This window comes from uncultured Pseudosulfitobacter sp., assembly GCF_963976325.1.
Lineage (GTDB): Bacteria > Pseudomonadota > Alphaproteobacteria > Rhodobacterales > Rhodobacteraceae > Pseudosulfitobacter.
On the sequence record NZ_CAXBJW010000001.1, the window covers coordinates 493,663 to 517,278 of the forward strand.

At 61.9% G+C, this 23,616-nt stretch carries 19 protein-coding genes and 3 tRNA genes; 15 read left to right on the top strand and 7 right to left on the bottom strand.

Annotated elements, in window-relative coordinates; all coding sequences use genetic code 11:
- Positions 1–301 precede the first annotated feature (301 nt).
- From lon to AAC077_RS02455, 3 genes are all read left to right on the top strand, one after another.
- Positions 302–2,710 carry an endopeptidase La gene (gene lon, locus AAC077_RS02445; protein ID WP_339766353.1) on the top strand — a complete coding sequence of 803 codons (2,409 nt, stop codon included), beginning with the start codon at positions 302–304 and terminating at the stop codon, positions 2,708–2,710.
- Between the two features lie 220 nt (positions 2,711–2,930).
- Positions 2,931–3,374, top strand: coding sequence for an HU family DNA-binding protein (locus AAC077_RS02450; protein ID WP_339766354.1), 444 nt, complete (start codon positions 2,931–2,933; stop codon positions 3,372–3,374).
- A 75-nt stretch (positions 3,375–3,449) separates the two neighbouring features.
- Positions 3,450–3,524 (top strand) — tRNA-Val (locus AAC077_RS02455).
- A 373-nt stretch (positions 3,525–3,897) separates the two neighbouring features.
- Here the strand turns inward: AAC077_RS02455 and proB are convergent.
- Positions 3,898–5,058 (bottom strand): glutamate 5-kinase, encoded by a 1,161-nt coding sequence (proB, locus tag AAC077_RS02460; protein WP_339766355.1) that lies wholly within the window; start codon positions 5,056–5,058, stop codon positions 3,898–3,900.
- A gap of 272 nt (positions 5,059–5,330) precedes the next feature.
- Between proB and proC the strand changes: the two genes are divergently transcribed.
- The 6 genes from proC to AAC077_RS02490 all read left to right on the top strand — a co-directional run bounded on the left by proC (position 5,331) and on the right by AAC077_RS02490 (position 9,896).
- Entirely contained in the window at positions 5,331–6,110 is a 780-nt protein-coding gene (gene proC, locus AAC077_RS02465; RefSeq protein WP_339766356.1) for a pyrroline-5-carboxylate reductase, read from the top strand.
- 13 nt (positions 6,111–6,123) lie between these two features.
- A complete protein-coding gene (locus tag AAC077_RS02470) occupies positions 6,124–7,401 on the top strand; it encodes a glutamate-5-semialdehyde dehydrogenase (protein WP_339766357.1) in 1,278 nt (425 codons plus the stop codon).
- 80 nt (positions 7,402–7,481) lie between these two features.
- Positions 7,482–8,054: a histidine phosphatase family protein gene (locus AAC077_RS02475; protein ID WP_339766358.1), complete on the top strand. Its 573-nt coding sequence runs from the start codon at positions 7,482–7,484 to the stop codon at positions 8,052–8,054.
- A 44-nt stretch (positions 8,055–8,098) separates the two neighbouring features.
- Positions 8,099–8,174 (top strand) — tRNA-Val (locus tag AAC077_RS02480).
- A gap of 574 nt (positions 8,175–8,748) precedes the next feature.
- Positions 8,749–9,684 carry a pirin family protein gene (locus AAC077_RS02485; protein WP_339766359.1) on the top strand — a complete coding sequence of 312 codons (936 nt, stop codon included), beginning with the start codon at positions 8,749–8,751 and terminating at the stop codon, positions 9,682–9,684.
- Positions 9,685–9,819: 135 nt separating this feature from the next.
- Positions 9,820–9,896: transfer RNA gene (locus AAC077_RS02490), tRNA-Asp, on the top strand.
- A gap of 189 nt (positions 9,897–10,085) precedes the next feature.
- Here AAC077_RS02490 and AAC077_RS02495 read toward each other — a convergent pair.
- Positions 10,086–10,802 carry a hypothetical protein gene (locus AAC077_RS02495; protein WP_339766360.1) on the bottom strand — a complete coding sequence of 239 codons (717 nt, stop codon included), beginning with the start codon at positions 10,800–10,802 and terminating at the stop codon, positions 10,086–10,088.
- Positions 10,803–10,975: 173 nt separating this feature from the next.
- Between AAC077_RS02495 and AAC077_RS02500 the strand changes: the two genes are divergently transcribed.
- Positions 10,976–11,848, top strand: a complete 873-nt coding sequence (locus tag AAC077_RS02500) for a glycosyltransferase family 2 protein (RefSeq protein ID WP_339766361.1) — start codon at positions 10,976–10,978, stop codon at positions 11,846–11,848.
- On the opposite strand, the gene AAC077_RS02505 is transcribed toward AAC077_RS02500, so the two are convergent.
- From AAC077_RS02505 to AAC077_RS02515, 3 genes are all read right to left on the bottom strand, one after another.
- Entirely contained in the window at positions 11,845–12,732 is an 888-nt protein-coding gene (locus AAC077_RS02505) for an alpha/beta hydrolase (protein ID WP_339766362.1), read from the bottom strand. The genes AAC077_RS02500 and AAC077_RS02505 overlap by 4 nt on opposite strands.
- Before the next feature lie 108 nt (positions 12,733–12,840).
- Complete coding sequence (locus tag AAC077_RS02510) at positions 12,841–14,226, bottom strand: M20/M25/M40 family metallo-hydrolase (RefSeq protein WP_339766363.1); 1,386 nt, start codon at positions 14,224–14,226, stop codon at positions 12,841–12,843.
- Positions 14,227–14,283: 57 nt separating this feature from the next.
- Entirely contained in the window at positions 14,284–14,580 is a 297-nt protein-coding gene (locus AAC077_RS02515) for a 5-aminolevulinate synthase (protein ID WP_339766364.1), read from the bottom strand.
- 402 nt (positions 14,581–14,982) lie between these two features.
- Here AAC077_RS02515 and hemA point away from each other — a divergent pair, with 402 nt between their 5' ends.
- The 3 genes from hemA (at position 14,983) to ispG (ending at position 18,807) form a co-directional block, all read left to right on the top strand.
- Positions 14,983–16,218 (top strand): 5-aminolevulinate synthase, encoded by a 1,236-nt coding sequence (hemA, locus tag AAC077_RS02520; protein ID WP_339766365.1) that lies wholly within the window; start codon positions 14,983–14,985, stop codon positions 16,216–16,218.
- Between the two features lie 116 nt (positions 16,219–16,334).
- Positions 16,335–17,567 carry a RodZ domain-containing protein gene (locus AAC077_RS02525; RefSeq protein ID WP_339766366.1) on the top strand — a complete coding sequence of 411 codons (1,233 nt, stop codon included), beginning with the start codon at positions 16,335–16,337 and terminating at the stop codon, positions 17,565–17,567.
- A gap of 112 nt (positions 17,568–17,679) precedes the next feature.
- Positions 17,680–18,807 carry a flavodoxin-dependent (E)-4-hydroxy-3-methylbut-2-enyl-diphosphate synthase gene (gene ispG, locus AAC077_RS02530; protein WP_339766367.1) on the top strand — a complete coding sequence of 376 codons (1,128 nt, stop codon included), beginning with the start codon at positions 17,680–17,682 and terminating at the stop codon, positions 18,805–18,807.
- A 115-nt stretch (positions 18,808–18,922) separates the two neighbouring features.
- On the opposite strand, the gene AAC077_RS02535 is transcribed toward ispG, so the two are convergent.
- Together AAC077_RS02535 and AAC077_RS02540 are read right to left on the bottom strand one after the other, a co-directional pair.
- Positions 18,923–19,672 carry a DsbA family protein gene (locus AAC077_RS02535; protein ID WP_339766368.1) on the bottom strand — a complete coding sequence of 250 codons (750 nt, stop codon included), beginning with the start codon at positions 19,670–19,672 and terminating at the stop codon, positions 18,923–18,925.
- A gap of 3 nt (positions 19,673–19,675) precedes the next feature.
- On the bottom strand, positions 19,676–20,992 hold the full coding sequence (locus AAC077_RS02540; protein WP_339766369.1) for a M48 family metalloprotease: 1,317 nt from the start codon (positions 20,990–20,992) through the stop codon (positions 19,676–19,678).
- Positions 20,993–21,060: 68 nt separating this feature from the next.
- On the opposite strand from AAC077_RS02540, the gene AAC077_RS02545 reads away from it, so the two are divergent.
- Complete coding sequence (locus AAC077_RS02545; protein ID WP_339766370.1) at positions 21,061–22,203, top strand: aminotransferase class I/II-fold pyridoxal phosphate-dependent enzyme; 1,143 nt, start codon at positions 21,061–21,063, stop codon at positions 22,201–22,203.
- 72 nt (positions 22,204–22,275) lie between these two features.
- Positions 22,276–23,493 carry an N-acetylmuramoyl-L-alanine amidase gene (locus AAC077_RS02550; RefSeq protein ID WP_339766371.1) on the top strand — a complete coding sequence of 406 codons (1,218 nt, stop codon included), beginning with the start codon at positions 22,276–22,278 and terminating at the stop codon, positions 23,491–23,493.
- Positions 23,494–23,616: the final 123 nt, after the last annotated feature.

Here is a 23,616-nt window from a genome sequence, read left to right on the forward strand (position 1 = left end):
TTCCCGTATCATTTTACCGCGACGCTCTTTGTGACGGCCAATCGTCGGCCACAATCCCAAACGCACAATCGGAAACCCACAACGAAACGTGAATCTGGAGCTGTTTTCGCGCAAAACGCATCTGTTTCCGCCGAAAAAAAACCATCACTTTGCAAGGTCCCATTGCACAGCCCCGAACACCCCGTCATTGTGAAGCCTTGAAACAGGCAGTGGTCAAACACAGTTTACTACTCTGAAACCAGGAGACGACGAAGGTTGCCGCAAACAGGGACCGGTCGTCTTGCTAGATAAGGAAAAGAGCATGCAAGAGCCCCTTAACGCTTCGTACCCGGTCCTGCCGCTGCGCGACATTGTGGTGTTTCCGCATATGATCGTGCCGCTGTTCGTCGGCCGTGACAAATCCGTACGTGCGCTCGAGGAAGTGATGGCCGACGACAAGCAGATCCTGCTGTCCAGCCAGATCGACCCCTCTGAGGACGATCCCGAAGCGACAGGCATCTACAAGGCCGGCGTGCTGGCCAATGTGCTGCAACTGCTGAAACTGCCCGACGGCACCGTCAAGGTGCTGGTCGAAGGTCAGGCGCGGGTGCGCATCACCGAATATCTTGAAAACGATAACTTTTTCGAGGCACGCGCCGAGTATCTGACCGAGATGCCGGGCGACGTCACCACCACCGAGGCGCTGCTGCGCACCGTGGCGGACGAGTTCGAGCGCTATGCCAAGGTGCGCAAGAACGTCCCCGAAGAGGCGCTGACCGCCGTCGGCGAAACGGTCGAGCCTGCGAAACTGGCGGATCTTGTGGCGGGGCATCTGGGCATTGAAGTGAACCAGAAGCAGGAACTGCTGGAAACGCTCAGCATTTCCGAGCGGCTTGAGAAGGTTTACGGCCTGATGCAGGGCGAAATGTCCGTCCTTCAGGTCGAGAAAAAGATCAAGACACGCGTGAAATCCCAGATGGAGCGGACCCAGCGCGAATATTATCTGAACGAACAGATGAAGGCGATCCAGCAAGAGCTGGGCGATGGCGAGGACGGCAAGAACGAAGTTGCCGAGCTGGAAGCCAAGATTGCCGCCACCAAGCTGAGCAAGGAAGCCCGTGAAAAGGCTGACAGCGAGATCAAAAAGCTCAAGAACATGAGCCCGATGAGCGCTGAAGCCACCGTTGTGCGCAACTATCTGGACTGGATGCTGTCGATCCCGTGGGGCGTGAAATCGCGCGTCAAAAAGGATCTGGGCCGCGCCCAGAAGGTGCTGGATGACGACCATTACGGCCTTGAGAAGGTCAAGGAACGGATCGTCGAATATCTGGCCGTGCAACAGCGCAGCAAAAAGATGAAAGGCCCGATCATGTGCCTCGTCGGCCCTCCGGGCGTCGGCAAGACATCCTTGGGCAAATCGGTTGCCAAGGCGACGGGCCGCGAATTCATCCGCATTTCGCTGGGCGGTGTGCGGGACGAATCCGAAATCCGTGGTCACCGCCGGACCTATATCGGGTCGATGCCCGGTAAGATCATCCAGGCGCTGAAAAAGGCGAAAACCACCAACCCGCTGATCCTGCTCGATGAAATCGACAAGATGGGGCAGGATTTCCGTGGCGACCCCGCGTCGGCCATGCTTGAGGTGCTGGACCCGGAACAAAACGGGACGTTCGTCGATCACTATCTCGAGGTCGAATATGACCTGTCGAACGTGATGTTCCTGACCACGTCGAACAGCTACAACATGCCCGGACCGCTTCTGGACCGGATGGAGATCATCCCGCTGGCCGGCTACACCGAGGACGAAAAGCGCGAGATCGCCAAGCATCACCTGCTGGCCAAGCAGATCAAGAACCACGGCCTGAAAAAGTCCGAGTTTGAGCTGACCGATGAAGGGCTGACCGACATCATCCGCTACTATACCCGCGAGGCGGGGGTGCGGAACCTGGAACGCGAGATCGCCAAGGTGGCGCGCAAGGCGTTGACCAAGATCGTCAAGAAAGAGGTCGAGAGCATTTCCGTGACCTCGGACAACATCGACGAATTCCTGGGCGTGCGCAAACACCGCTATGGTCTGGCCGAGCTTGAGGACCAGATCGGCGTTGTCACCGGGCTGGCCTATACCTCTGTCGGCGGCGAGCTGTTGCAGATCGAAGCGTTGCGCCTGCCGGGCAAGGGCCGGATGAAGACCACCGGCAAGCTGGGCGACGTGATGAAAGAAAGCATCGACGCAGCCTCCAGCTATGTGCGGTCGATCAGCCCGAAAATCGGGGTGAAGCCGACGCAGTTCGACAAGCTGGACATTCACGTGCACGTGCCCGACGGTGCCACGCCCAAGGACGGCCCCTCGGCCGGTCTGGCCATGGTCACGTCCATCGTGTCGGTTCTGACCCAGATCCCCGTGCGCAAGGACATTGCGATGACGGGCGAGGTCAGCCTGCGCGGCAACGCGATGCCCATCGGGGGGCTGAAGGAAAAACTGCTTGCGGCCCTGCGTGGCGGCATCAAAACGGTGCTGATCCCGCAGGAAAACGAAAAGGACATGGCCGAAATCCCTGACAACGTGAAGGAAGGGATGACCATCATTCCGGTCAGCCACGTGTCCGAGGTGCTGAAACACGCGCTGGTGCGTGAACCCGAGGCGATCGAATGGGACGAGGCCGCGGAAGAAGCCGCCGCCGCCGCCGCTGCCGCATCGAAAGCGACCGCCACAGGCGCCACCGCCCACTGATCGCAGTTTGATCCACGCAGACAGACGCCCCGCAGGATACTGCGGGGCGTTTTGCGTTTCAGGCCCGCTGATGCGGCAATGCGGCGCTGCGCCGCCGATATTCGTGGCGAAATTGGCTCAAACCCTCAGACGCGCGGGCCGGATTACACAGTTCGGTAGAAATGTGCGCAGAATATGATAAGACTTTGGTCAAACTGCACACGTGACCAAAGGCATAAGCATGGCAACGTCCAAAACCCCCCGCACCAAAAGCGCCGCAGCCACCGCTGCCGCCGCAACCAAAGCCGCAACAGCCACCACAGCGGCCCGCACGTCGAAAGCCCCGAAAGCAGCGGTCGCCGCTGGCGGAACAGGCGGCGCTGAAGAGGTCGTTTTGGGGCCGATGATGCGCAAGAAAGAACTGATCGACGCTGTGGTCGCCGCGTCCGGCGCCAAGAAGAAAGACGCCAAGCCGGTGGTCGAGGCCATGCTGAAGGTCATGGGCAACGCCCTGCGCGATGGCCGCGAGCTGAACCTGCATCCCTTTGGCAGCGTCAAGGTGCGCCGCGCCAAGGATATGGTCAAAGCCCGCGTGCTGACCACCAAGATCCGCCAGCGCAAACCCGAAGCGATCGAAGCCGCCAACGCCGCCGCCGCAGAGGCATCGGACAGCAGCACAGAATAACTTCTGCGCAAACTGTCCAGATTTTTGATGCGGCCTCTTGCAAGGGGGGCCGCATTTTTGTATCTGCCCCTGCAAGGGTGATTAGCTCAGTGGTAGAGCGCTTCGTTCACATCGAAGATGTCAGGAGTTCAAATCTCTTATCACCCACCATTTTCCTCGTATCGCGTGATCTTACCTTGCGGCCTTCTGAGGGCCTGACCGACGCGCGCCCTTCGGGCACTCTGGGTCAGGAGTTCAAATCTCTTATCACCCACCATTTTCCTCGTATCGCGTGATCTTACCTTGCGGCCTTCTGAGGGCCTGACCGACGCGCGCCCTTCGGGCACGCTGGGTCATGAGATCAAATCTCTTATCACCCACCATTTTTCCACCTATATCCGACGGCGACAAAATACGCGGGCCAATAGCCTGATCATCGCGCGCATAATGCGCGGTTGGCCTGCTCGGGCGTACGCTCCAAGGATTTGGCTTAATTCTGAAAAGGTTAGGGCAGGGCGCGCGAATGCACCCCGCCCCTGATCTCTTAGACCGGCACAACCAGCTTCTGGTCGTCTTCCGGTGCGTCCAGCAACAGGTGGTTGTCGTCCAGCACCAGGATGTTCTCGGCCCCGATCACGTCGCTCTTGGTTTTATAGCCGATCACGGCCTCGACCGGCATGTCCAGGTTCCGCGCCAGCAACATGATTTCCTCGGATGAGAAATTGGTCAGCCCGCGCGCCACTTCGACGCCGTCTTCGTTGTACATGTGCAGCACGTCGCCCTTGGTGAACTCGCCCTGAATCGAGATCACATCGCTGCGGCTGATGCCGCAATCGCCGGCCGCCACGGCGTCGGCCAGCGCGTTCGACACGACCAGCGTGCCGGACACCTGCAACCGGTTGCTCAGCCAGATTTTCAGCGGCGATGCGGTTTCGCCGGTGACCAGACAGCGGGTGTAGCGGCGTTCTTCCTCCAGCAGGGACGAGATCGGGCGTTCGATGATACCTTCGGCGATGATGGTTTCGACACCGGCGTTCTGGGCCATGTTCGCGGCCAGCATCTTGGTCAGCATACCGCCGCTGCCCAGATCGCTGATGCTGGTGGTGGATTCCAGATGTTCGGACACGTCTTCGACCTCGGAAATGAAGGTCGCCTCGGGGTCGGACGGGTCGCGGTCGTACAGGCCGTCGACGCTGGTCAGGATGATCAGCACATCGGCCTGGATCATCTGCGCCACCTTGGCCGACAGACGGTCGTTGTCGCCCACGCGCAGGTCGCGTGTGGCAACCGAGTCATTCTCGTTGATGATCGGCAGGATGTCGTTTTCGAACAACTTCATCATGGTGTTCTTGATGTTCAGAAACCGGCGGCGGTCTTCCATGTCCTCGACCGTGACCAGCATCTGCGCCACGTCCAGTTCATATTCGGACGCGACCTGACGATAGGCGTTCATCAGCAGCGGCTGGCCACAGGCGGCGGCGGCCTGCTTGTCCAGAATGCCCGCATCTTCGGGTCGTTTTCCGACCATGTTCAGCCCCAGGGCAACCGACCCCGAGGACGTCAGGATGATGTCGTGGCCGTCTTTTTGCAGCTTGGCCAGATCGCTCATCAAACCGTTCATGAAGGCATAGCGCAGGGTCAGATTGTCTTCGTTTGCCAGCAGGCTGGACCCGATTTTAACGACGATCTTTTTCTTCTTGGACATATTCTGCTCCGGTATCTTATTGGTTTCAAACGCAATTGCCAGGCCGATTTGCCAATTGTGGCGCTGACCTGTAGCACTGGGCGCTCAAATGATTCGCCGCTGTATAACACGTACCCCGTACGTGAATGCAAACGGGCCGCCTTGAAGTGCTGCATTGCAGCATCACATACTGCCCTGCGGCGACGCAAAATAAAATCCGGACGATCTGGCATATTTGCGACACAGCCCCATGTGTCCAAGAGCGGGACGTTTCGGACCAACCGGAGATGAAAATGAACATACTTTTGATCGGATGTGGCAAGATGGGCGGCGCGATGTTGCGCCAGTGGGTCAAGGATGACGGCAACAGCTTTACGGTTGCCGATCCGGTCAAACCCGATCTGCCCGCAAGCGTGCGTCATGTGTCAAAAGCGACATCTTTGACCGAAGGCGAATTTGACGTGATCCTGATCGCGATCAAACCGCAGATGATTGCCGACGTGCTGCCAGACTATAGCTTTGCGCTGAAGCCGGACGGCTGTTTCGTGTCGATTGCGGCGGGGTGCAGTGTGGACAGCATTCGCAAGATCGTCGGCGACCGCGCGATTGTGCGCGTCATGCCGAACATGGCGGCGATGGTGGGGCTGGGTGTGTCCGGCCTTTATGCCAACGACGCCTGCACCGAGCAGCAAAAGACGGATGTGGCCGCGTGGATCGACCAGACGGGCACCTGCGTGCCGGTGGACAGCGAGGACCGCATTGACCGTCTGACCGCCGTCAGCGGCAGCGGGCCGGGCTATGTGTTCGAGATGTTGCGCAGCTATGTGGCGGCGGCGATGGACCTGGGCTTTGACGAGAAAACAGCGCGGGCGCTGGTGTTCGACACCATCACCGGCACCGTCGAGACCGCGCGCCAGTCGGATGAAACGTTGGAGGATCTGCGCAAGTCGGTCACCAGCAAGAACGGCACCACGCAGGCGGGGCTAGAACAGTTGATGCGCGACGGCCAGTTGCACAGCCTGCTGCACGACACCGTGAATGCCGCGTACACGCGCGCCGTTGAATTGAAATAAAGGAGTGAGCGATATGAACACCGAGACTCTGGAGAGAACGACAGACATTAACACGCTTGTGGCCGATCTGAGCACCCGCGCCAAGACGGCGGCACAGGGGCTGGCGATGGCCTCGGGTGAACAGCGCAATCTGGCGCTGACCAAGGCCGCCGAGGCGCTGCGGCGCCATATGGCCGATCTGCTGCGCGCCAATGCGGGCGATCTGGACGCGATCAAGGACAGCGGCAAGGATGCCGCTTTCGTCGACCGTCTGACGTTAAACGCGGAACGGGTGGGTGGCATGGCCGACGCGCTGGACGCTATCGCGGCACAGGACGATCCGCTGGGGCGCACGCTGGCCACCTTTGACCGGCCCAACGGGCTGAAGATCGAGCGGGTCAGCGTGCCCATCGGCGTGATCGCCATGATCTATGAATCGCGCCCCAACGTCGGATCGGACGCCGGTGCGCTGTGCATCAAGTCGGGCAATGCGGTGATCCTGCGCGGCGGCTCGGAAAGCTTGCAGTCGTCGCGGGTGATCGTGGACTGCATGAAACAGGGGCTGCGCGCCGCCGGTCTGCCCGAGGATGTGGTGCAATTGGTCGACACCCGCGACCGCGAGGCGGTCAAGCTGCTGCTGCACAGCACCGAAACCGTCGATCTGGTGATCCCGCGCGGCGGGCGTGGTCTGGTGTCGCTTGTGCAGAAAGAGGCGCGGGTGCCGACGCTGCTGCATCTGGATGGCAACAACCACACCTATCTGCACAGCAGTGCCGACATCGAAAAGGCCATGGGCATCGTCCAGAACGCCAAGATGCGCCGCACCGGCGTTTGTGGCGCGACCGAATGCGTGGTGATCGACGCGGCGATTGCCGAAAACGCGCTGCCGTTGCTGGCCGATGCGCTGCACGATTGCGAACTGCGCGGCGATGCGGCGGCGCGCAAGTTCCTGCCCGATATGATCGCGGCCAAGGATGAAGACTGGGATACCGAATATCTCAGCAACATCATGTCGGTGCGTGTCGTGGATGGCCTGGACGACGCCATCGGCTTTGTGCAGGCGCATTCGTCGGGGCACACCGATGCGATTGTTGCCGAAGACAGGGATGCCGCCCGGCAGTTCATGAACGCGATTGATTCCGCCGTGGTCATGCACAATGCCTCGACCCAGTTTTCCGACGGGGGCGAATTTGGCATGGGCGCCGAGATCGGCATTGCCACTGGCAAGATGCATGCGCGCGGACCTGTCGGGGCCGAGCAGTTGACCAGCTTCAAGTATTTCGTGCACGGGGACGGCCAGAAGCGCCCCTGATCCCAACAGCCGGCCTGACCGATCCGTCGGGCCGGCGTCTGCACTTGCACGGGCGCGCGCCGCACCGTAGCAAAACAGTCATGAGCGATTATCCCGACATCCTGATCCTGCGCCACGGCGAAACCGAATGGAACCTGTCGGGCCGGATGCAGGGCGACCAGGACAGCCCGCTGACCGACACGGGCCGCGCACAGGCGCGCCGCCAGGGGGCTTTGCTGGCCGCAATCGGCTGTGACGGCTATCACTGGTTTTCCTCGCCACAGGGGCGGGCGTGGCAGACAGCGACGCTGGCCAATCTGCGCGGCGCGCCGATCACCCCAGACGCCCGTCTGGCCGAGATCACCACCGGCGACTGGACCGGCCTGCACTTTGACGACATCCGCGCGCAGGTGCCGCATTTGTTTGACATGGACGACAGCCTAAGCTGGTACGACCACGCGCCCGGCGGCGAAGGGCTGGCCGCGGTCGCCGCGCGCACCCGTGCGTTTCTGGACGATCTGACCGGTCCTGCCGTGATCGTGACCCACGGCATCACCAGCCGCATCCTGCGCTGTCATCTGCTGGGCCAGTCGTGGGAGGCCTTTGACACGCTGGAAGGCGGGCAGGGGGTGATTTACCGCGTCAGCAAAAGACAGCAAGAAAGACTGTCATAAGGGCTTGAACGCCCCGCGCGATTTGCGCTAGAGAGCGGAACGGCGGGTTGTTAGCTCAGTTGGTAGAGCGCTTCGTTTACACCGAAGATGTCGGCGGTTCGAGCCCGTCACGACCCACCATTTTTCCCCGTTTCATACAGTACGCAGGTTTCTCTTTACGGAGAGGCCGACCGACGCGCGGCTCTCACAGCGGTTTCGTTTGGTGTACTGGTTCCGCACGCCAGCGGTCCCGACCGCTAGCAAATGACCGAAAGTATCAGCCACCACAAAAACACGCTGATCACCAGCGACGGCAGCAACCACCAGCCACTGGTCATCCGCGGTGTTTGGTGTCCCGAGATACGACGGTTCCGCACAAACATGGATTGTCTGTGCGTGGCGTCAATTTTAGCAGAATCGTACATACACAATTACTCCCATCGGGTAGGGCATCGGATAGTGTTCGAATGCCTCTCCGGTTGGTCGGTGAATTCGTCGAGTCGCTATAATCCAATCATAGTTGCAAAGTTGTTTACAGCAACGCAAATTCGTAACTTTATTTCGCGCACTCTTTTTGGCATGGCCGTATGGCATTTCTGTGACGGGTCGTCGGATACACTTCTGCGCGAATTTGCACATTACATGAAATTTTATTCATATTGCGTGCAAAATCGCTTCGCCGCATCCTGTTCTCAACCTTCATAGGAGAGCACAGATGAGCTGGAACCCCGCACTCGATCCCGAAATTCCCATCGGCGACGCCGTGGATGCCATTGAAACCGTGATCGTGCCCCGTGCGCGCGATCTGGGCGGTTTCGAGGTGCGGCGCGCCTTGCCTGCGCCCAAGCGGCAGATGGTCGGCCCCTTTATCTTCTTCGATCAGATGGGGCCGGCCGAATTTCTGACCGGGCAGGGCATCGACGTGCGCCCGCATCCGCACATCGGGTTGGCGACAGTGACATATCTGTACAAGGGCAAGATACACCACCGCGACAGCCTGGGCACCGATCAGTGGATTGAACCCGGTGCGGTCAACTGGATGGTGGCGGGCCATGGCATCACCCATTCGGAACGCGCCGATGGTGATATGCGCAGCACACCGCACAGCCTGCTGGGGCTGCAAACTTGGGTGGCCCTGCCCGAAAAGGACGAGGACGCTGGCGCCAGCTTTGAACATGCCGCCAAAGACGCGCTGCCGCTGCTTGAGGGCGAGGGCAAACAGGTGCGGCTGATTCTGGGCGATGCCTACGGCGAGACTGCACCCGTCAAAACCTTTTCCGAAACCTTCTATGCCGATGCGCTGCTCGAGGCGGGGGCGTCGATCCCCATGCCGGACAACCACGAGGATCGGGGTCTGTATATCCTGATGGGGGATGTCACCGTGTCGGGGCAGACGTTCCAGGCGGGGCAGATGCTGGTGTTTCGCCCCGGCGACCGGATCAGCGCCCGTGCGGGCGACGCGGGCGCGCGAGTGATGTTGCTGGGCGGGGCCACCATGGACGGGCCGCGGCATATCTGGTGGAATTTTGTGGCCTCGTCCAAGGACAAGATTGATGCGGCCAAGGAAGCGTGGCGCGCAGGCGATTGGGCGCATGGCCGATTCAAGCTGCCACCAAACGACGACGGCGAGTTTATTCCCGCCCCGGCCTGAGAGGCGCGGGGGGCGACCCCCCGAAATCAGGGGAAAAACCGGGGCTTGTGACATTTTTTTAAAATAATTGCCGCAAACCGAAAAACCCCGCTTGACGCTCTGCGCTGTGGGCCATAATACCCCCATACGCAGCGGGCGGTTGTAGCTCAGTTGGTTAGAGTACCGGCCTGTCACGCCGGGGGTCGCGGGTTCGAGCCCCGTCAACCGCGCCACTGCTGCGTAAACAAAGACCCGCCAGAAATGGCGGGTCTTTTGTGTTTCAGGGGACATGATAGGGCGGCGTGTGCTGCGGCGGCGTCCATAGCACTTTCGAAAAAACCTGAATCACTTAACGCTGCCTGAAATCATAGATTTCAACGCGTTAAGTGATGATCTGTGCATCATGATTTCCGAGAAGTGCTTCAGTCGTAGGTGTAGCCCAGGGCCGCCTCTTGCGCCAAATCCAGATGCTTGCGCATGAACTTCACCCCGAAGGCGCCCATTTTCCTGGGCGTGGCAGGGCGACCTTCGACTGCTGGTTTAAATTTCGACCCCAAGCGTTTGAGAACCGGTGCAAAATCCGATTCCCGTGGAGGCAGACCCAGACCGGCGCGCAGGGCGTCCAGTGTCATTTCGGGCGCGTTTTGCGCGTCTTCCATGCGCAGCAGGATCACCGTGCAATCGCGTTGCAGATAACTTAGCAATCCGGTCAGCTTGGCGCGGCGCAGCGCGAACAGGTTGGCAAACCGCGCACCGGTCAGCGGGTCGCGGTCGTGTTGCAGCGGCTGGCCGATGGTGTCCAGCGGCGCGGTTTTCTCGAAATAGCGCGGGCGGTCCACCACGGTGTCCCATTCGGCGCGGATGAATTCGCCAAACTCCAGCGATTGCAGCTCGGGCGTGGTGTGCCACGGCTTGTTGTGCATCGACAGCGCCCAGGCGTCCGCGCGCCGCACACAGGCGATCAGCGCGAGGTCGGGGGGGATGGCGGCGGCATGGGGAAACCCGTGCTTCCACCCCAGCGCCTCGGTCGGCGTCAGTGTGGTGTTGCGCCCCAGCAGACGTTTGACAAAATTGGTGCCCGAAGACCGCTCGCCCAGCACTTGAAACCGGGTGATGGTGGTGTCGGGGGCGCGGCGCACATGCAGGCCGAATGTGGCAAAATTGGCAGGTATCAGCGGTCAGGTCCTCGATCACGGGCAAAATGCGCAATTAACGATTCTCTTGTAGCAGCCAAGCCGTTACGGTGCGAGACAAAGCACCGCCCCGGCCCAAGGGGCGGACCAAGAGCAGAATATAGAAGCAAGGTGACGTGATGCAGACAGTGGCTGTGGTGACAATGGTGCGCGACGATGCGTTTTTCCTAAAGGCGTGGCTGCGCCATTATGGCGAGATGTTCGGGCGGCAGAACTGCTATGTCATCAACCACGGTTACGGCGAAGAGGTGGCGGAACTGGCCAAGGGCTGCAACATCATCGGCATTCCGGGCGATCCGCACAAAAACTTTGACGTCAAACGCTGGAGCTTGCTGAACAACCTGTTTGGCGGGCTGCGTCGCTATTACAACCACGTCATCGTGGGCGATGTGGACGAGCTGGTGGTGGTCGATCCCGACGCCGGTGTGAACCTGCTGCAATGGCTGGAAAAGGCGGACACCGACCGCGTTTACACCCCCGTCGGGCTGGAGGTGATCCACCGCATCGACATCGAGGACCAGCCCGCCGATGATATGATTCTGGGGCCGCGCCGGCACGTGCGCATTGCGCCGCATTATTCCAAGCCGTCCATCGTCTCGACCCCTGCGAAACTGTCGCGGGGCGGGCATTTTGCGCAATACCCCAAGCTGCACACGCCGGACGAGTTGTATCTGCTGCACCTGAAGTTCTGCGATTTCGGCGCCTACACCGGGGCCATGGACCGCCGCAACGCGGTCAGCGCCGACGTGGGCGTGGGGTTCAAGCAGGCCAGCATCGGGCGGCACTGGTTCGCCGAGGCGCGGGGCGAGGACCGCGCGGTGTTCGAAGGGTTTGCCGAGCTGCCGATGCAGGACGATTTCGACATGCGCCCCGTGCGCCGCAAGATGCACCGCAGCTTCAAGGCGCGCGGCGACACGGGGTATTTTGAATTCGACCGTCCGAACTACAAAGGACAGTACCTGCTGCCCGAGCGGTTCAACGGTATTTTCTAGGCCGCGTCGGGCTGCACCGACAGTAAAAAGTCCAATATCCTGGCGGCTGTTTCCAACGGATGTTGGTCGGGAAAGAAATGCCCGCCCGGCAGCGTGTCGACCTGCATGTTCGACAGCCGGTTCACCCATGTGGCCCCCACATCGTAATGCTTGGCCATCACCCCGTCGGCTCCGCTCAGAACCAGCGCGGGGCAGGCCACGCGGCGGCCCATGTCTGCGGCGTCCAGTGCCATGTCGTGGTCAATCGCGGCGCGGTAGTCGTCGCACATGGCGCGGATGGTGTCGGGGTCGCGCCAAGCGGTGCGGTATTGCTCCAGCGCGTCGGCGTCATAGGTGTCCAGCGCGCCCTTGCCCCAGCCGGTCAGGCAGTATTCGAAATAGGCGTCCGCGTCGTGTCCGATCATGGTTTCGGGCATCGGTGCGGGCTGGGCCAGAAAGAACCAGTGGTAATAGGCGCGCGCGACCTCATGTTGCAGGTCGGTCAGCAGCAGGTAAGTGGGCACGATGTCCATCAGCGTCAGCGACCGGATGGCGTCCGGGTGATCCAGCGCCGCGCGATGCGACGTGCGCCCGCCACGGTCGTGGCCCACAAGGTGAAAGCTGTCGAACCCCAGATGCGCCATCAGCGCCACCTGATCGGCGGCCATCTCGCGGAAGCTGTAGTTTTCCGCGCCTTGCGGTTTCGAGCTGGCGCCATAGCCCCGCAAATCTGCGGCGACGGTGGTAAAGTGCTGCGCCAGCGTCGGTGCAATGCCGTGCCACATGGCGTGGGTCTGCGGAAAGCCGTGCAACAGCAGCAACGGCGGACCGCTGCCCGCCATGGTGTAGTGGATGCGCTGGCCGTTCACGTCGACGGTGGCGCTGGTAAAGCCCTTGATGGTCATCGGTTTGCCCTTCATATCTGCGGGGGCCCACCGCTTTTGTCGGTGCAGTGGGGGCCAGCCCCCACACCCCCGGAGTTTATCCGGCAAGATGAAGGGGCGGGGCGGTGTCTACTTGCTGAGCGCGTCCAGGATGCGGACCCAGCTTCGCATGCCCTTGTGAAAGCTTTCCATGTCGTATTTTTCGTTGGGCGAATGGATCTGGTCGTCGTCCTTGCCAAAGCCGATCAGCATCGGCGTGGTGTCCACCAGGTTCTGGAAATGCCCCGCAATCGGGATCGAGCCGCCGCAGCCGATATAGGCGGCGGGCACCTGCCATTCGTCGCTAAGCGCTTGCCGTGCGGCCTCGAACGCCGGGTCGTCGGTTTCGAACATCGACGCGCGGCCGTTGCTGTGGCCTTTGAACTTGACCTCGCAGTCGGCGGGCAGGGCGTCCTGCACCATCTTGCGGAAACTGTCGCGGATGGCGTCGGGGTCCTGATCGCCCACCAGACGGAACGAGATTTTGGCGTGCGCTTGCGACGGCAGAACGGTTTTGAACCCCGCGCCGGTGTAGCCGCCCCAGATGCCGTTGACCTCGCAGGTGGGGCGCGACCAGATCATCTCGATGGGGGTTCGGTCCTGTTCACCTGCGGGCACCGACAGGCCCACGTCTTCCAGAAACGCGGCATGATCGAACGACAGGCCCTGCCACTGCGCGCGCATCTCTTCAGGCAGTTCGGGCACGCCGTCGTAAAACCCGGGCAGGGTGACGCGGCCCTGATCGTCGTGCAAGCCTGCCAGGATCTTGCTGAGCACGCGGATCGGGTTGATCGACACGCCGCCATACATGCCCGAGTGCAGGTCCTTGCTGGGTCCGGTGATGGTCAGTTCGTCGCCCATCATCCCGCGCAGCATGGTGACGATGCCGGGGGTTTTGCTTTCGAAGAGGCCGGTGTCGCAGATCAGCGCAAAGTCGGCGGACAGCTCGTCGGCGTTTTCCTTCATGAAGGGCACCAGCGACGGCGATCCTGATTCTTCCTCGCCTTCGAAGAAGAATGTGATGCGGCAGGGCAGGGTGCCGTTCACGGCCTTCCACGCGCGGCATGCCTCGACGAAGGTCATAAGCTGGCCCTTGTCGTCGGCAGCACCACGGCCGCGGATCATCTTGCCCTTGGGTGTGTCTTCGACTTGCGGGTCAAAGGGATCGCGGTCCCACAGCTCAAGCGGGTCGACCGGTTGCACGTCGTAGTGGCCGTAAAACAGCAGGTGCGGCCCGTTGCCGTCTGCGTCGCCGTCCACATGGCCCACCACCATCGGGTGCCCAGGCGTCGCGCGTTTGGTGGCTTCGATACCGATGCTTTGCAGATCGGCCACAAGCCAGTCGGCGGCGGTGTCGCAGTCGCCGGCAAAGGCCGGATCGGTCGAGATCGACGGGATGCGCAGCAATTCCAGCAGACGGTCGGTGGCCTGGGACAGGTTGGTGTCGATATGGGCGAGCGTGGCGTCGAGAGACATGTCGGTTCCTTGCAAATATCAGATTTGCGGCGACCGTATCAGCCAGCGGCGCGGTGTCTAGTGCTCGGCGCAGACCAATGCGAAACCGGCCAGCACCAGCGCCGCACCGCCCAGTTGGCTGAGGCTGATGCCGCTTTGCGCCCAACTGGCATAGGCCAGCACCAGCACCGTTTCGGTCACCACGATGCCTAAGTAGACCAGCGGCAGGCTGGCATGACGCAGCAGCGTGATTTCGGCCAGCGCGGCACCCGCCAGCCCCAGCCCGATGATCGCAAAGCTGAGTGCGGGCGGGGTGTGTGCGGACAACTTCATGCCGATGGTGGCCAGGGCATAGCCGCTGGCGGTGATCGTCATCAGAAATAATGTGGGAAACAGGGCAAGGGACGTGTTCATAACAATAGCTTTCCAAAAACCTGACGGGCGGACGGTGGTCTGCAATGCTTTGGGGCGATGCGGAATATTGCATCGCTTTGCTGTTGCAGCGCGGAAATTGCGTGTGCCGGCCTATCACCCAATCTTGTTGACCGGAGTGGCAACGTCACGGTGAACCATTCGGGATTTTTCGCACAGTCAGGTAAACCCTACCTCACGAAGCGGACGGATCGTGCGGCCTTGATATAGATCAAAGCTGCGACATCGTGCGCAGGGCATATGCATTGAAACCGGCGGCGGTAACCTATAACCGTTCCAAAAACCCGACCTATGGGGTATGGTTGCCACGCGCTTCGCCACCCCAACGACCAGGAGTTTCCTTTCGTGGACCACACCAAGGACTATGGCGCGCAGCTTGATGCCGCACTGAACCGTCTGCACGAAGAAGGCCGCTATCGCACCTTCATCGACATCGAACGCCGCAATGGCCAGTTCCCCCACGCGGTGCGCACGCGCACCGACGGGTCCGAGCAGGACATTACCGTTTGGTGTGGCAACGACTATCTGGGCATGGGCCAGCACCCCGTTGTTCTGGCCGCCATGCACGAGGCGATTGACGCCACCGGCGCGGGTTCGGGCGGGACGCGCAACATTTCCGGCACCACGGTCTACCACAAGCGGCTCGAGGCCGAACTGGCCGATCTGCACGGCAAGGAACAGGCGCTGCTGTTCACATCGGCCTATATCGCCAATGACGCAACGCTCAGCACGCTGCCCAAGCTGTTCCCGGGGCTGATCATTTATTCCGACGCGCTGAACCACGCCAGCATGATCGAGGGCGTGCGCCGCAATGGCGGGGCCAAGCGTATCTTCCGGCACAACGATGTCGCCCACCTGCGCGAACTGCTGGCGGCGGACGATCCTGCTGCGCCCAAGCTGATTGCCTTTGAATCCATCTATTCGATGGACGGCGACATCGGCCCGATCAAAGAGATCTGCGATCTGGCGGATGAATTCGGCGCGCTGACCTATCTGGACGAAGTGCATGCCGTGGGCATGTACGGCCCGCGTGGTGCCGGTGTGGCCGAACGTGACGGGTTGATGGACCGCCTGGACATCATCAACGGCACATTGGCCAAGGCATTTGGCGTCATGGGCGGCTATATTGCCGCCAGCGAACGCATGTGCGACGCGATCCGGTCCTATGCGCCCGGTTTCATCTTTACCACGTCGCTGCCGCCTGCGGTCGCGGCAGGGGCGGCGGCCTCGGTCGCCTTCCTGAAAACCGCCCCCGAACTGCGCGAGGCGCACCAGTTGCAGGCACGTATCCTGAAGATGCGGCTCAAGGGGCTGGGCCTGCCGATCATCGACCACGGCACACATATCGTGCCGGTGATCGTGGGCAATCCGGTGCACACCAAGTTGCTGTCGGACCTGCTGCTGGAAGATCACGGCATCTATGTCCAGCCGATCAATTACCCCACCGTGCCCCGCGGCACCGAGCGTTTGCGGTTCACGCCATCGCCGGTTCATGGTCCGCGCGAACTGGATGCATTGGTCAAGGCAATGGACGGTCTGTGGTCACATTGTGCGCTGAATCGCGCCGAATTGTCCGCCTGACATCACAGGTAGGTGAATTCTATATTGCCATGTGTTAAGCTGTGTTTAACAACAAACCTGCGTCGAATCGGGCATGGCGCACGGGTTTCAATAAACGGTTAATACGGGGCGAGGGTATGATCGGGCGGAAAACTCCCAAGATCATTGAGCAGAACGCAGATCCGAAAGGGTTTGACGATTTCGAATTGCGCCTTGGCGATGTCATGCGCGGCGAACGTGCCACGCTTGGCAAATCGCTGCTGGACGTTCAGCGCGAACTGCGGATCAAAGCCAGCTATATCGCCGCCATCGAAAACACCGATCCCACGGCGTTCGACACCCCCGGTTTCATCGCGGGCTATGTGCGGTCCTATGCGCGCTATCTGGACATGGACCCCGACCGCGCCTTTGCCGCCTTTTGCACGGAAAGCGGCTTTTCGGTGGCGCACGGCATGTCCGCCGAAGCTTCGGTCATCAAAAAGCCCAGCCGCGAGGACCGCCTGTCGCGCGACCGTGGCAACAGTGACATTTTTTCCGCGCCCAGCACGCCCTTTGTCCCTACGGGCGAGGGGTTCTTCAGCCGGATCGAACCCGGCGCCGTCGGATCGTCGCTGGTTCTGATCGCCCTGATCAGCGCCATCGGCTTTGGCGGCTATTCGGTGCTGCAAGAAGTGCAGCGCGTGCAGGTGTCGCCGGTGGATCAGACGCCGGTGGTGCTGTCGGACCTTGACCCATTGCAAGGCGCGTCGGTGCAACAGCCCGGCCTTGACAGCGCATCCGAAAATTCGCCCTCGGCGCTGGACACACCGCGTATCGAAGCGTTGGACCGGCTGTATCGCCCGCAGGCGCTGGACGTGCCGGTTTTGGTGGCCCGCGACGCTCCCATCGCGACGATTGATCCGCGTTCGGTCGGCAACTTTGGCCAGGATCCCGCCCAAGGTTCGGATCTGGACACACCGGTTCTGGCAGGGGCCGAGCCGCTGAAACCTGAAACACCCTCTGTGCCGCAAGTGGTTGAAAACGAAGCGCCCGCGTTGCAGATGGTTGCCGTGCGCCCCTCTTGGGTGCGTGTGCGCGGGGCCGATGGCACCGTGATCTACGAAACCGTGATGCAGCCCGGCGACACATGGACCGCCCCCGCCACCGAAGAGCCGCCCGTGCTGCGGACCGGCGAAAGCGGCGCGATCTATTTCGCGATGAACGGCAAGTTCTACGGCCCCGTTGGCCCCAATGGTTCGGTCACCTCGAACCTGCCGCTGGAAATCGCTGGATTGCAGGAAGCCTATCTGCCGGTTGATATCAATACCGACCAGGGCCTTGTGCGCTATGCCGAAGCCAGCGCGACTGCGCAGACTGTTCTGCCGGACTGATCCATTCCGACAATTCATTGCCGGTCGCGGGCATTGCCTGCGGCTGACGGTTGCGCAAGGCCCGCGCAGCGCATAGGTCTGTCGTTGAACCGATAGCCGAAAGAGGCGCAAAATGTCGCTTAATCACATCCGCCCGTGGCGCAACATCTACCGCCGGGAAAGCCGTCAGATCATGGTGGGCAACGTGCCCGTGGGTGGCGGCGCACCGATCACGGTGCAGACCATGACCAACACGCTGACCACCGATGTGGCGGGGACGCTGGCGCAGATCAACGCGGCCACTGACGCAGGCGCCGACATCGTGCGCGTGTCCGTCCCCGACGAGGACAGCGCCCGCGCGATGAAAGAGATTTGCGCCAATTCACCGGTGCCGATCGTGGCCGACATCCACTTCCACTACAAACGCGGCATCGAGGCCGCCGAGGCGGGCGCCGCCTGCCTGCGCATCAACCCCGGCAACATCGGGTCCGAGGCACGGGTCAAGGAAGTGATCAGGGCCGCGCGCGACAACAACTGCTCGATCCGCATCGGCGTGAACGCGGGCAGTCTGGAAAAGCACCTGCTGGACAAATACGGCGAGCCGACCCCCGACGCGATGGTCGAATCCGGTCTGGATCACATCAAGATCCTGCAAGACAACGACTTTCACGAATTCAAGATCAGTTGCAAAGCCTCCGACGTGTTCATGGCCGCCGCCGCCTACCAAAAACTGGCCGAGGCCACCGACGCCCCCATTCACCTTGGCATCACCGAGGCGGGTGGGCTGACGTCGGGCACGATCAAATCGGCCATCGGTCTGGGCAACCTGCTGTGGATGGGCATCGGTGATACGATCCGCGTCAGCCTGTCCGCCGATCCGGTCGAAGAGATCAAGGTCGGCTATGAGATCCTGAAATCGCTGGGCCTGCGCCATCGCGGCGTCAACATCATCAGTTGTCCCAGTTGCGCGCGTCAGGGCTTTGACGTGATCAAGACCGTCGAAATCCTCGAAGACCGCCTGTCCCACATCAAGACGCCAATGAGCCTCAGCATCATCGGCTGCGTGGTCAACGGCCCCGGCGAGGCGCTGATGACCGACGTGGGCTTTACCGGCGGCGGCAACGGGGCAGGGATGGTCTATCTTGCAGGCAAGCAATCCCACAAACAGTCCAACGCCGACATGATCGAACACATCGTCGAACAGGTCGAGAAAAAAGCCGAAGAACTGGCCGCAGCCGAAGCCACCGAAGCAGCAGAATAACCGCGCTTCTTTTGGCCCAAAATATCCCGGGGGAGCGCCGCAGGCGCGGGGGCAGAGCCCCCGCTCTTTAATAGAACTTGGGCAGAGCCCCCACACCCAGACCTGAATAAAACGCTTACCCGCGCTTTTCGTCGACCATCTGCATCATCTGGTCATAAGGCAGATAGCCGCGCAGCATCTCGTCGTGCATCACGAATGTCGGCGTGCCGGTGATCTGCAACCGCTGCGCCAGCGCGCGGGTGTCCACGATGCGCTGTGTCACCTCATCCGAATCCATACCCGCGACGATCTTGTCTGCGTCAAAGCCCAGCATATTGGCCAGACGGCTCAGCACTTCGACACTCAGATCGCCGTTCATCGTCATCAGCGCATCGTTCAGCGTGTGATAGGCTTCTGGTCCTTCGGCGATCAGCGTCGATATGGCAAAACGCGAGGCCATCAGGGACTGTTCACCCAGGATCGGGAATTCCTTGACGATCAGGCGGATGTTGCCGTCGGTTTCCAGCAGCTTGGCCACTTCGCCGTGGGCGCGTTTGCAGTACCCGCATTTGTAATCCAGGAATTCCACCAGCGTGATGTCGCCATCGGGATTGCCGCCGACAAAGGAATATCCGTCGTCAAAGATCGCATCGGCGTTGTCCGACACCATGGTCAGGTCGGCCTGTTCCTGTGCCACGGCCTGCTGTTCTTCCAGCAGGTTGACCGCTTCGATGATCACTTGCGGGTTTTCCAGCAGATAGGCGCGTACCTGTTCACCGAAATCCTGACGCTCGCTGTCGGACATGGCCGAAATGTCAAAGGCCGCCGCAGGCAGGGCAAGCGTCACGGTGGCCGCAGCAGCGGCAAGAAGGCGGTTGATCGTCATGGATTATCTCCGTTTTTTGCGTTTTTCGGCGCGTTCACTGGCAATCAGCACATCCTGTGCCCGTTGCCAAGGCCCCGATCCGGTGGCCAGCAGACCGCTGGCGCGTTTGGCGTGAATTCCGGCGTCTTCCATCCGGCCCGACAGGGCATAGCGTTCGGCCGTCACCAGCGCTGCCATGCCGGTCTGGCCGGATTTTGCATAGGCCACCGACAGATCGCGCAGCATGGTGCCATCGCGGAAATCGATCACGCGGGCTTGCTCCAGCGTGGTGCGTGCAGCGGCGATGTTGCCTGTGGCCAGCAAGGCGCGGCCATAGCCGGCCAGCAGCAGCGCATCGCGCGGGGCCAGTTTGACCGCTTGCCCGTATGCAGCGACGGCGGCCTGAAACTGGCGTGCATCCATCGCGATGTCGCCCTTGGCGGCATGAAAAAACGGGTCGCCGGGCCGCGTGGCGATGGCATTGTCGATGGCGCGCAGGGCCTGTTTGGTGCGTGACTGACGCGTTTCCGCGATGGCCTCGCGCAGGAAAGCCACGTCCTTGTAGCCGCTTTCGCCGGTCCGCCGCAGCGTCCATTTCGGCGCGCGGGTGTGGGCGCTGATCTTGCCTTTGACACGTTCGAACCAATAGGCGGCGGTCGGGTTCGGCCCGACGCCGTTGCCGTATGTCACGACATAGGCTTCCATCGCCCGCAACCGGTCGCGCGACAGCGGGTGCGATCGTGCGTAAGGGTCCTGGCGTGCTTCGGCCAGCATGTCCTGTCCGCGAAACAGCTCCATCACTTCCAGGAACCCGCGCGGATCGGCACCGGCGGCGCGCATGAACCGCACGCCCGACTGGTCGGCAGACGATTCTTCGGCGCGTGTGTGTGTCAGAAACCCCCGCTGCGCCGCCGATGTTGTGCCAAGCGCCAGACCGGCCGCCGCATCGCCATTGCCCGCAGCCGCAGCAACCGCGGCCAGCGCCAGCCCCAATCCTGCCAGCGTGCGCGCGTTGCCCATGTTGGTCATCCGCCGCGTGATGTGCCCGTTGGCGATATGGGCGGCCTCGTGGGCCAGCACGGCCTGCAACATCTCGGCAGAGGTGGCACGGTTGATCAGCCCGTGGTTGACGAAAATCGCGTCATTGCTGACGACAAAGGCGTTCAGGTCGCCATCGTTCACCACCAGAATTTTGACCTGTGCCGGGCTTAGCCCCGCGGCCCGCAGGATGGGCGATGCCAGTTGCGCCAGCCCGTATTCGACATCTGCATCGCGCAGCAATTCGATGGCACGGGCCGGCTGCGCCAGCAGCATGGCCAGCGTCAGGACAATTGCCCCCATTGACGACAGGGGCAAAGCCCTATGAAAAGCACCGGAATTCCACATTCGCGCAGCATAGGAGACAAGTGATGAAAACCTCAAGACGCAGCGCCGTTGATCCCTTTATCGTGATGGACGTGATGGAGGCCGCGCGGGCTGCCGAAGATGCGGGCCGTCACATCATCCACATGGAGGTCGGCCAGCCCGGCACCGGTGCGCCGCGTGCGGCAACCGATGCGCTGGCGCGGGCCATGAATGACGGGCCTTTGGGCTATACCGTGGCCCTGGGGTTGCCAGCGCTGCGGGCGCGCATCGCGCAGATGTATGGTGACTGGTACAACGTCGATCTGGACCCGTCGCGCGTGGTGGTCACATCCGGATCGTCCGGGGGCTTTATCCTGGCGTTCACCGCGCTGTTCGACACCGGCGACCGCGTGGCGATTGGTGCGCCGGGCTATCCCAGCTACCGCCAGATCCTGCGGGCGCTGGACTTGCAGGCGGTCGATCTGCCCGCAGCGCCCGAAAACCGCTATCAGCCGGTGCCTGCGGATTTTGCCGATATGGACATCGCGGGGCTGATGGTCGCCTCGCCCGCGAACCCGACGGGGACGATGCTGGATCAAAGGGCGATGGGCGCGCTGATCGACGCCACCCACGCCAAGGGCGCGTCGTTCATCAGCGACGAGATTTATCACGGCATCGAATACGAGGCCAAGGCTGTGACGGCACTTGAGGTGACGGACGAGGCCTATGTGATCAACTCGTTCTCGAAATACTTCTCGATGACCGGCTGGCGCGTTGGCTGGATGGTGGTGCCGCCCGATCACGTGCGTGTGGTCGAACGGCTGGCGCAGAACATGTTCATCTGCGCGCCCCATGCGGCACAGGTCGCGGCGCTGGCGGCGATGGATTGCGAGGACGAGTTGCAGGCCAACATGGACGTCTACCGCGCCAACCGCGCGCTGATGCTGGACGGGCTGCCCAAGGCGGGGTTCACGAAGATCGCGCCGCCTGATGGTGCGTTTTACGTCTATGCCGATGTGTCGGATCTGACCGATGACAGCCGCGTGCTGGCGGCGGACATTCTGGAACGGGCAGGGGTCGCGGTGACGCCGGGGTTGGATTTCGATCCGCTGCGCGGGCATCAGACGCTGCGCTTTTCCTATGCCCGCAGCACGCAGGACATCGCTGAAGGACTGGCGCGGCTCAAGGCGTATATGGATGCGCGATAATCACATGCTAAACACTGGCGCCGGTGGGGTGGCTGGGTTAGTGTGCCGCCAATTAAAAACGGGGCGGGCATAATGCGGCATGTGATCCTGATGATATGTGCGCTGGCGCTGGCCAGCGTGCAACGTGCCGATGCGCAAGAGCTGACCGGGCTGGCCCGTGTCGATGCCACACGCAGCACCCTGTCCGACGGCTGGTTCGGTGGCACCAAGCTGACCATTGGCCTTAATCAGGGCGTGCCGTTCCGCGTGTTCCATCTGGACAGCCCGATGCGGCTGGTCATCGACTTCCGCGAGGCCGACTGGACAGGTGTCGACGCGGCCAAACTGCTTGCCAACAGTAAAAAGGTCACCGCCGCCCGCTTTGGCCCCTTTCGTCCGGGGTGGTCGCGGCTGGTGCTGGATCTGGCCGATCCGCTGCTGCCCTCGAACATCGCCATGCCCATCGACACCAGCACCGGTGCCGCCATCCTGACCGTCGATCTGGTCAAGGCCACGCCCGAGGCTTTTGGCGCAGGTGCCGGCGCGCCCAAGGATGTCGCCTGGGCCACGCAGGCCGCGAATGTGCCCGAAGTGGTGGCCCCCGACGACAGCTTTGTCGTGGTGATCGACCCCGGACACGGTGGCATTGATCCCGGTGCGGTCCGTGACGGGGTCGAGGAAAAGGACATGATGCTGAAGATGGCGCAGGCGCTGGCCGAGGCGTTGCGCCGCAGCGGGCAGGCCCAGGTTGTGCTGACGCGCACCAGCGACGAATTTGTCTCGTTGCCGGGACGGGTGGATATGGCCCATGCCGCAGGGGCCGATCTGTTCATCTCGTTGCACGCCGACATCCTGACCGAGGGCGGGGCCAGCGGTGCCACCATCTATACGCTGGCCGATGATGCCAGCGACGCGGCGACGGCCCAACTGGCAGCCCAGCACAACCGCGCCGACATTCTGGCGGGGGCCGATCTGAACGGGGCTGACGATCAGGTGGCCGGTGTGCTGCTGGATCTGGCGCGTCAGGAAACCGCGCCGCGTGCGGAACAGGCATCGGCGGCGCTGATCGCTGCGATGGACGCCGCCGGTGGCCCGATGAACACGCATCCGGCGCGGCAGGCGGGCTTTTCCGTGCTGACCAGCGCCGATGTGCCGTCCCTGCTGATCGAGATCGGGTTTCTCAGCTCGCCGCGCGATCTGGCCAACCTGCGCGATCCGGTCTGGCGCGCGGTCATGGCCGGCGCGATGTCCGACGGCATTCTGGCCTGGCGCGCCGCCGATCTGGCGCAACGTCCATTGGTGCGCCAATAGGGCGCAACGCCCTTTGGTGCGCCAATAGGGCGCAACGTCCATTGGTGCGCCAATAGGGCGCAACGTCCATTGGTGCGCCAATAGGCGCAGTTATCACTGGTGCGCCACTGACGCGCAACGTAA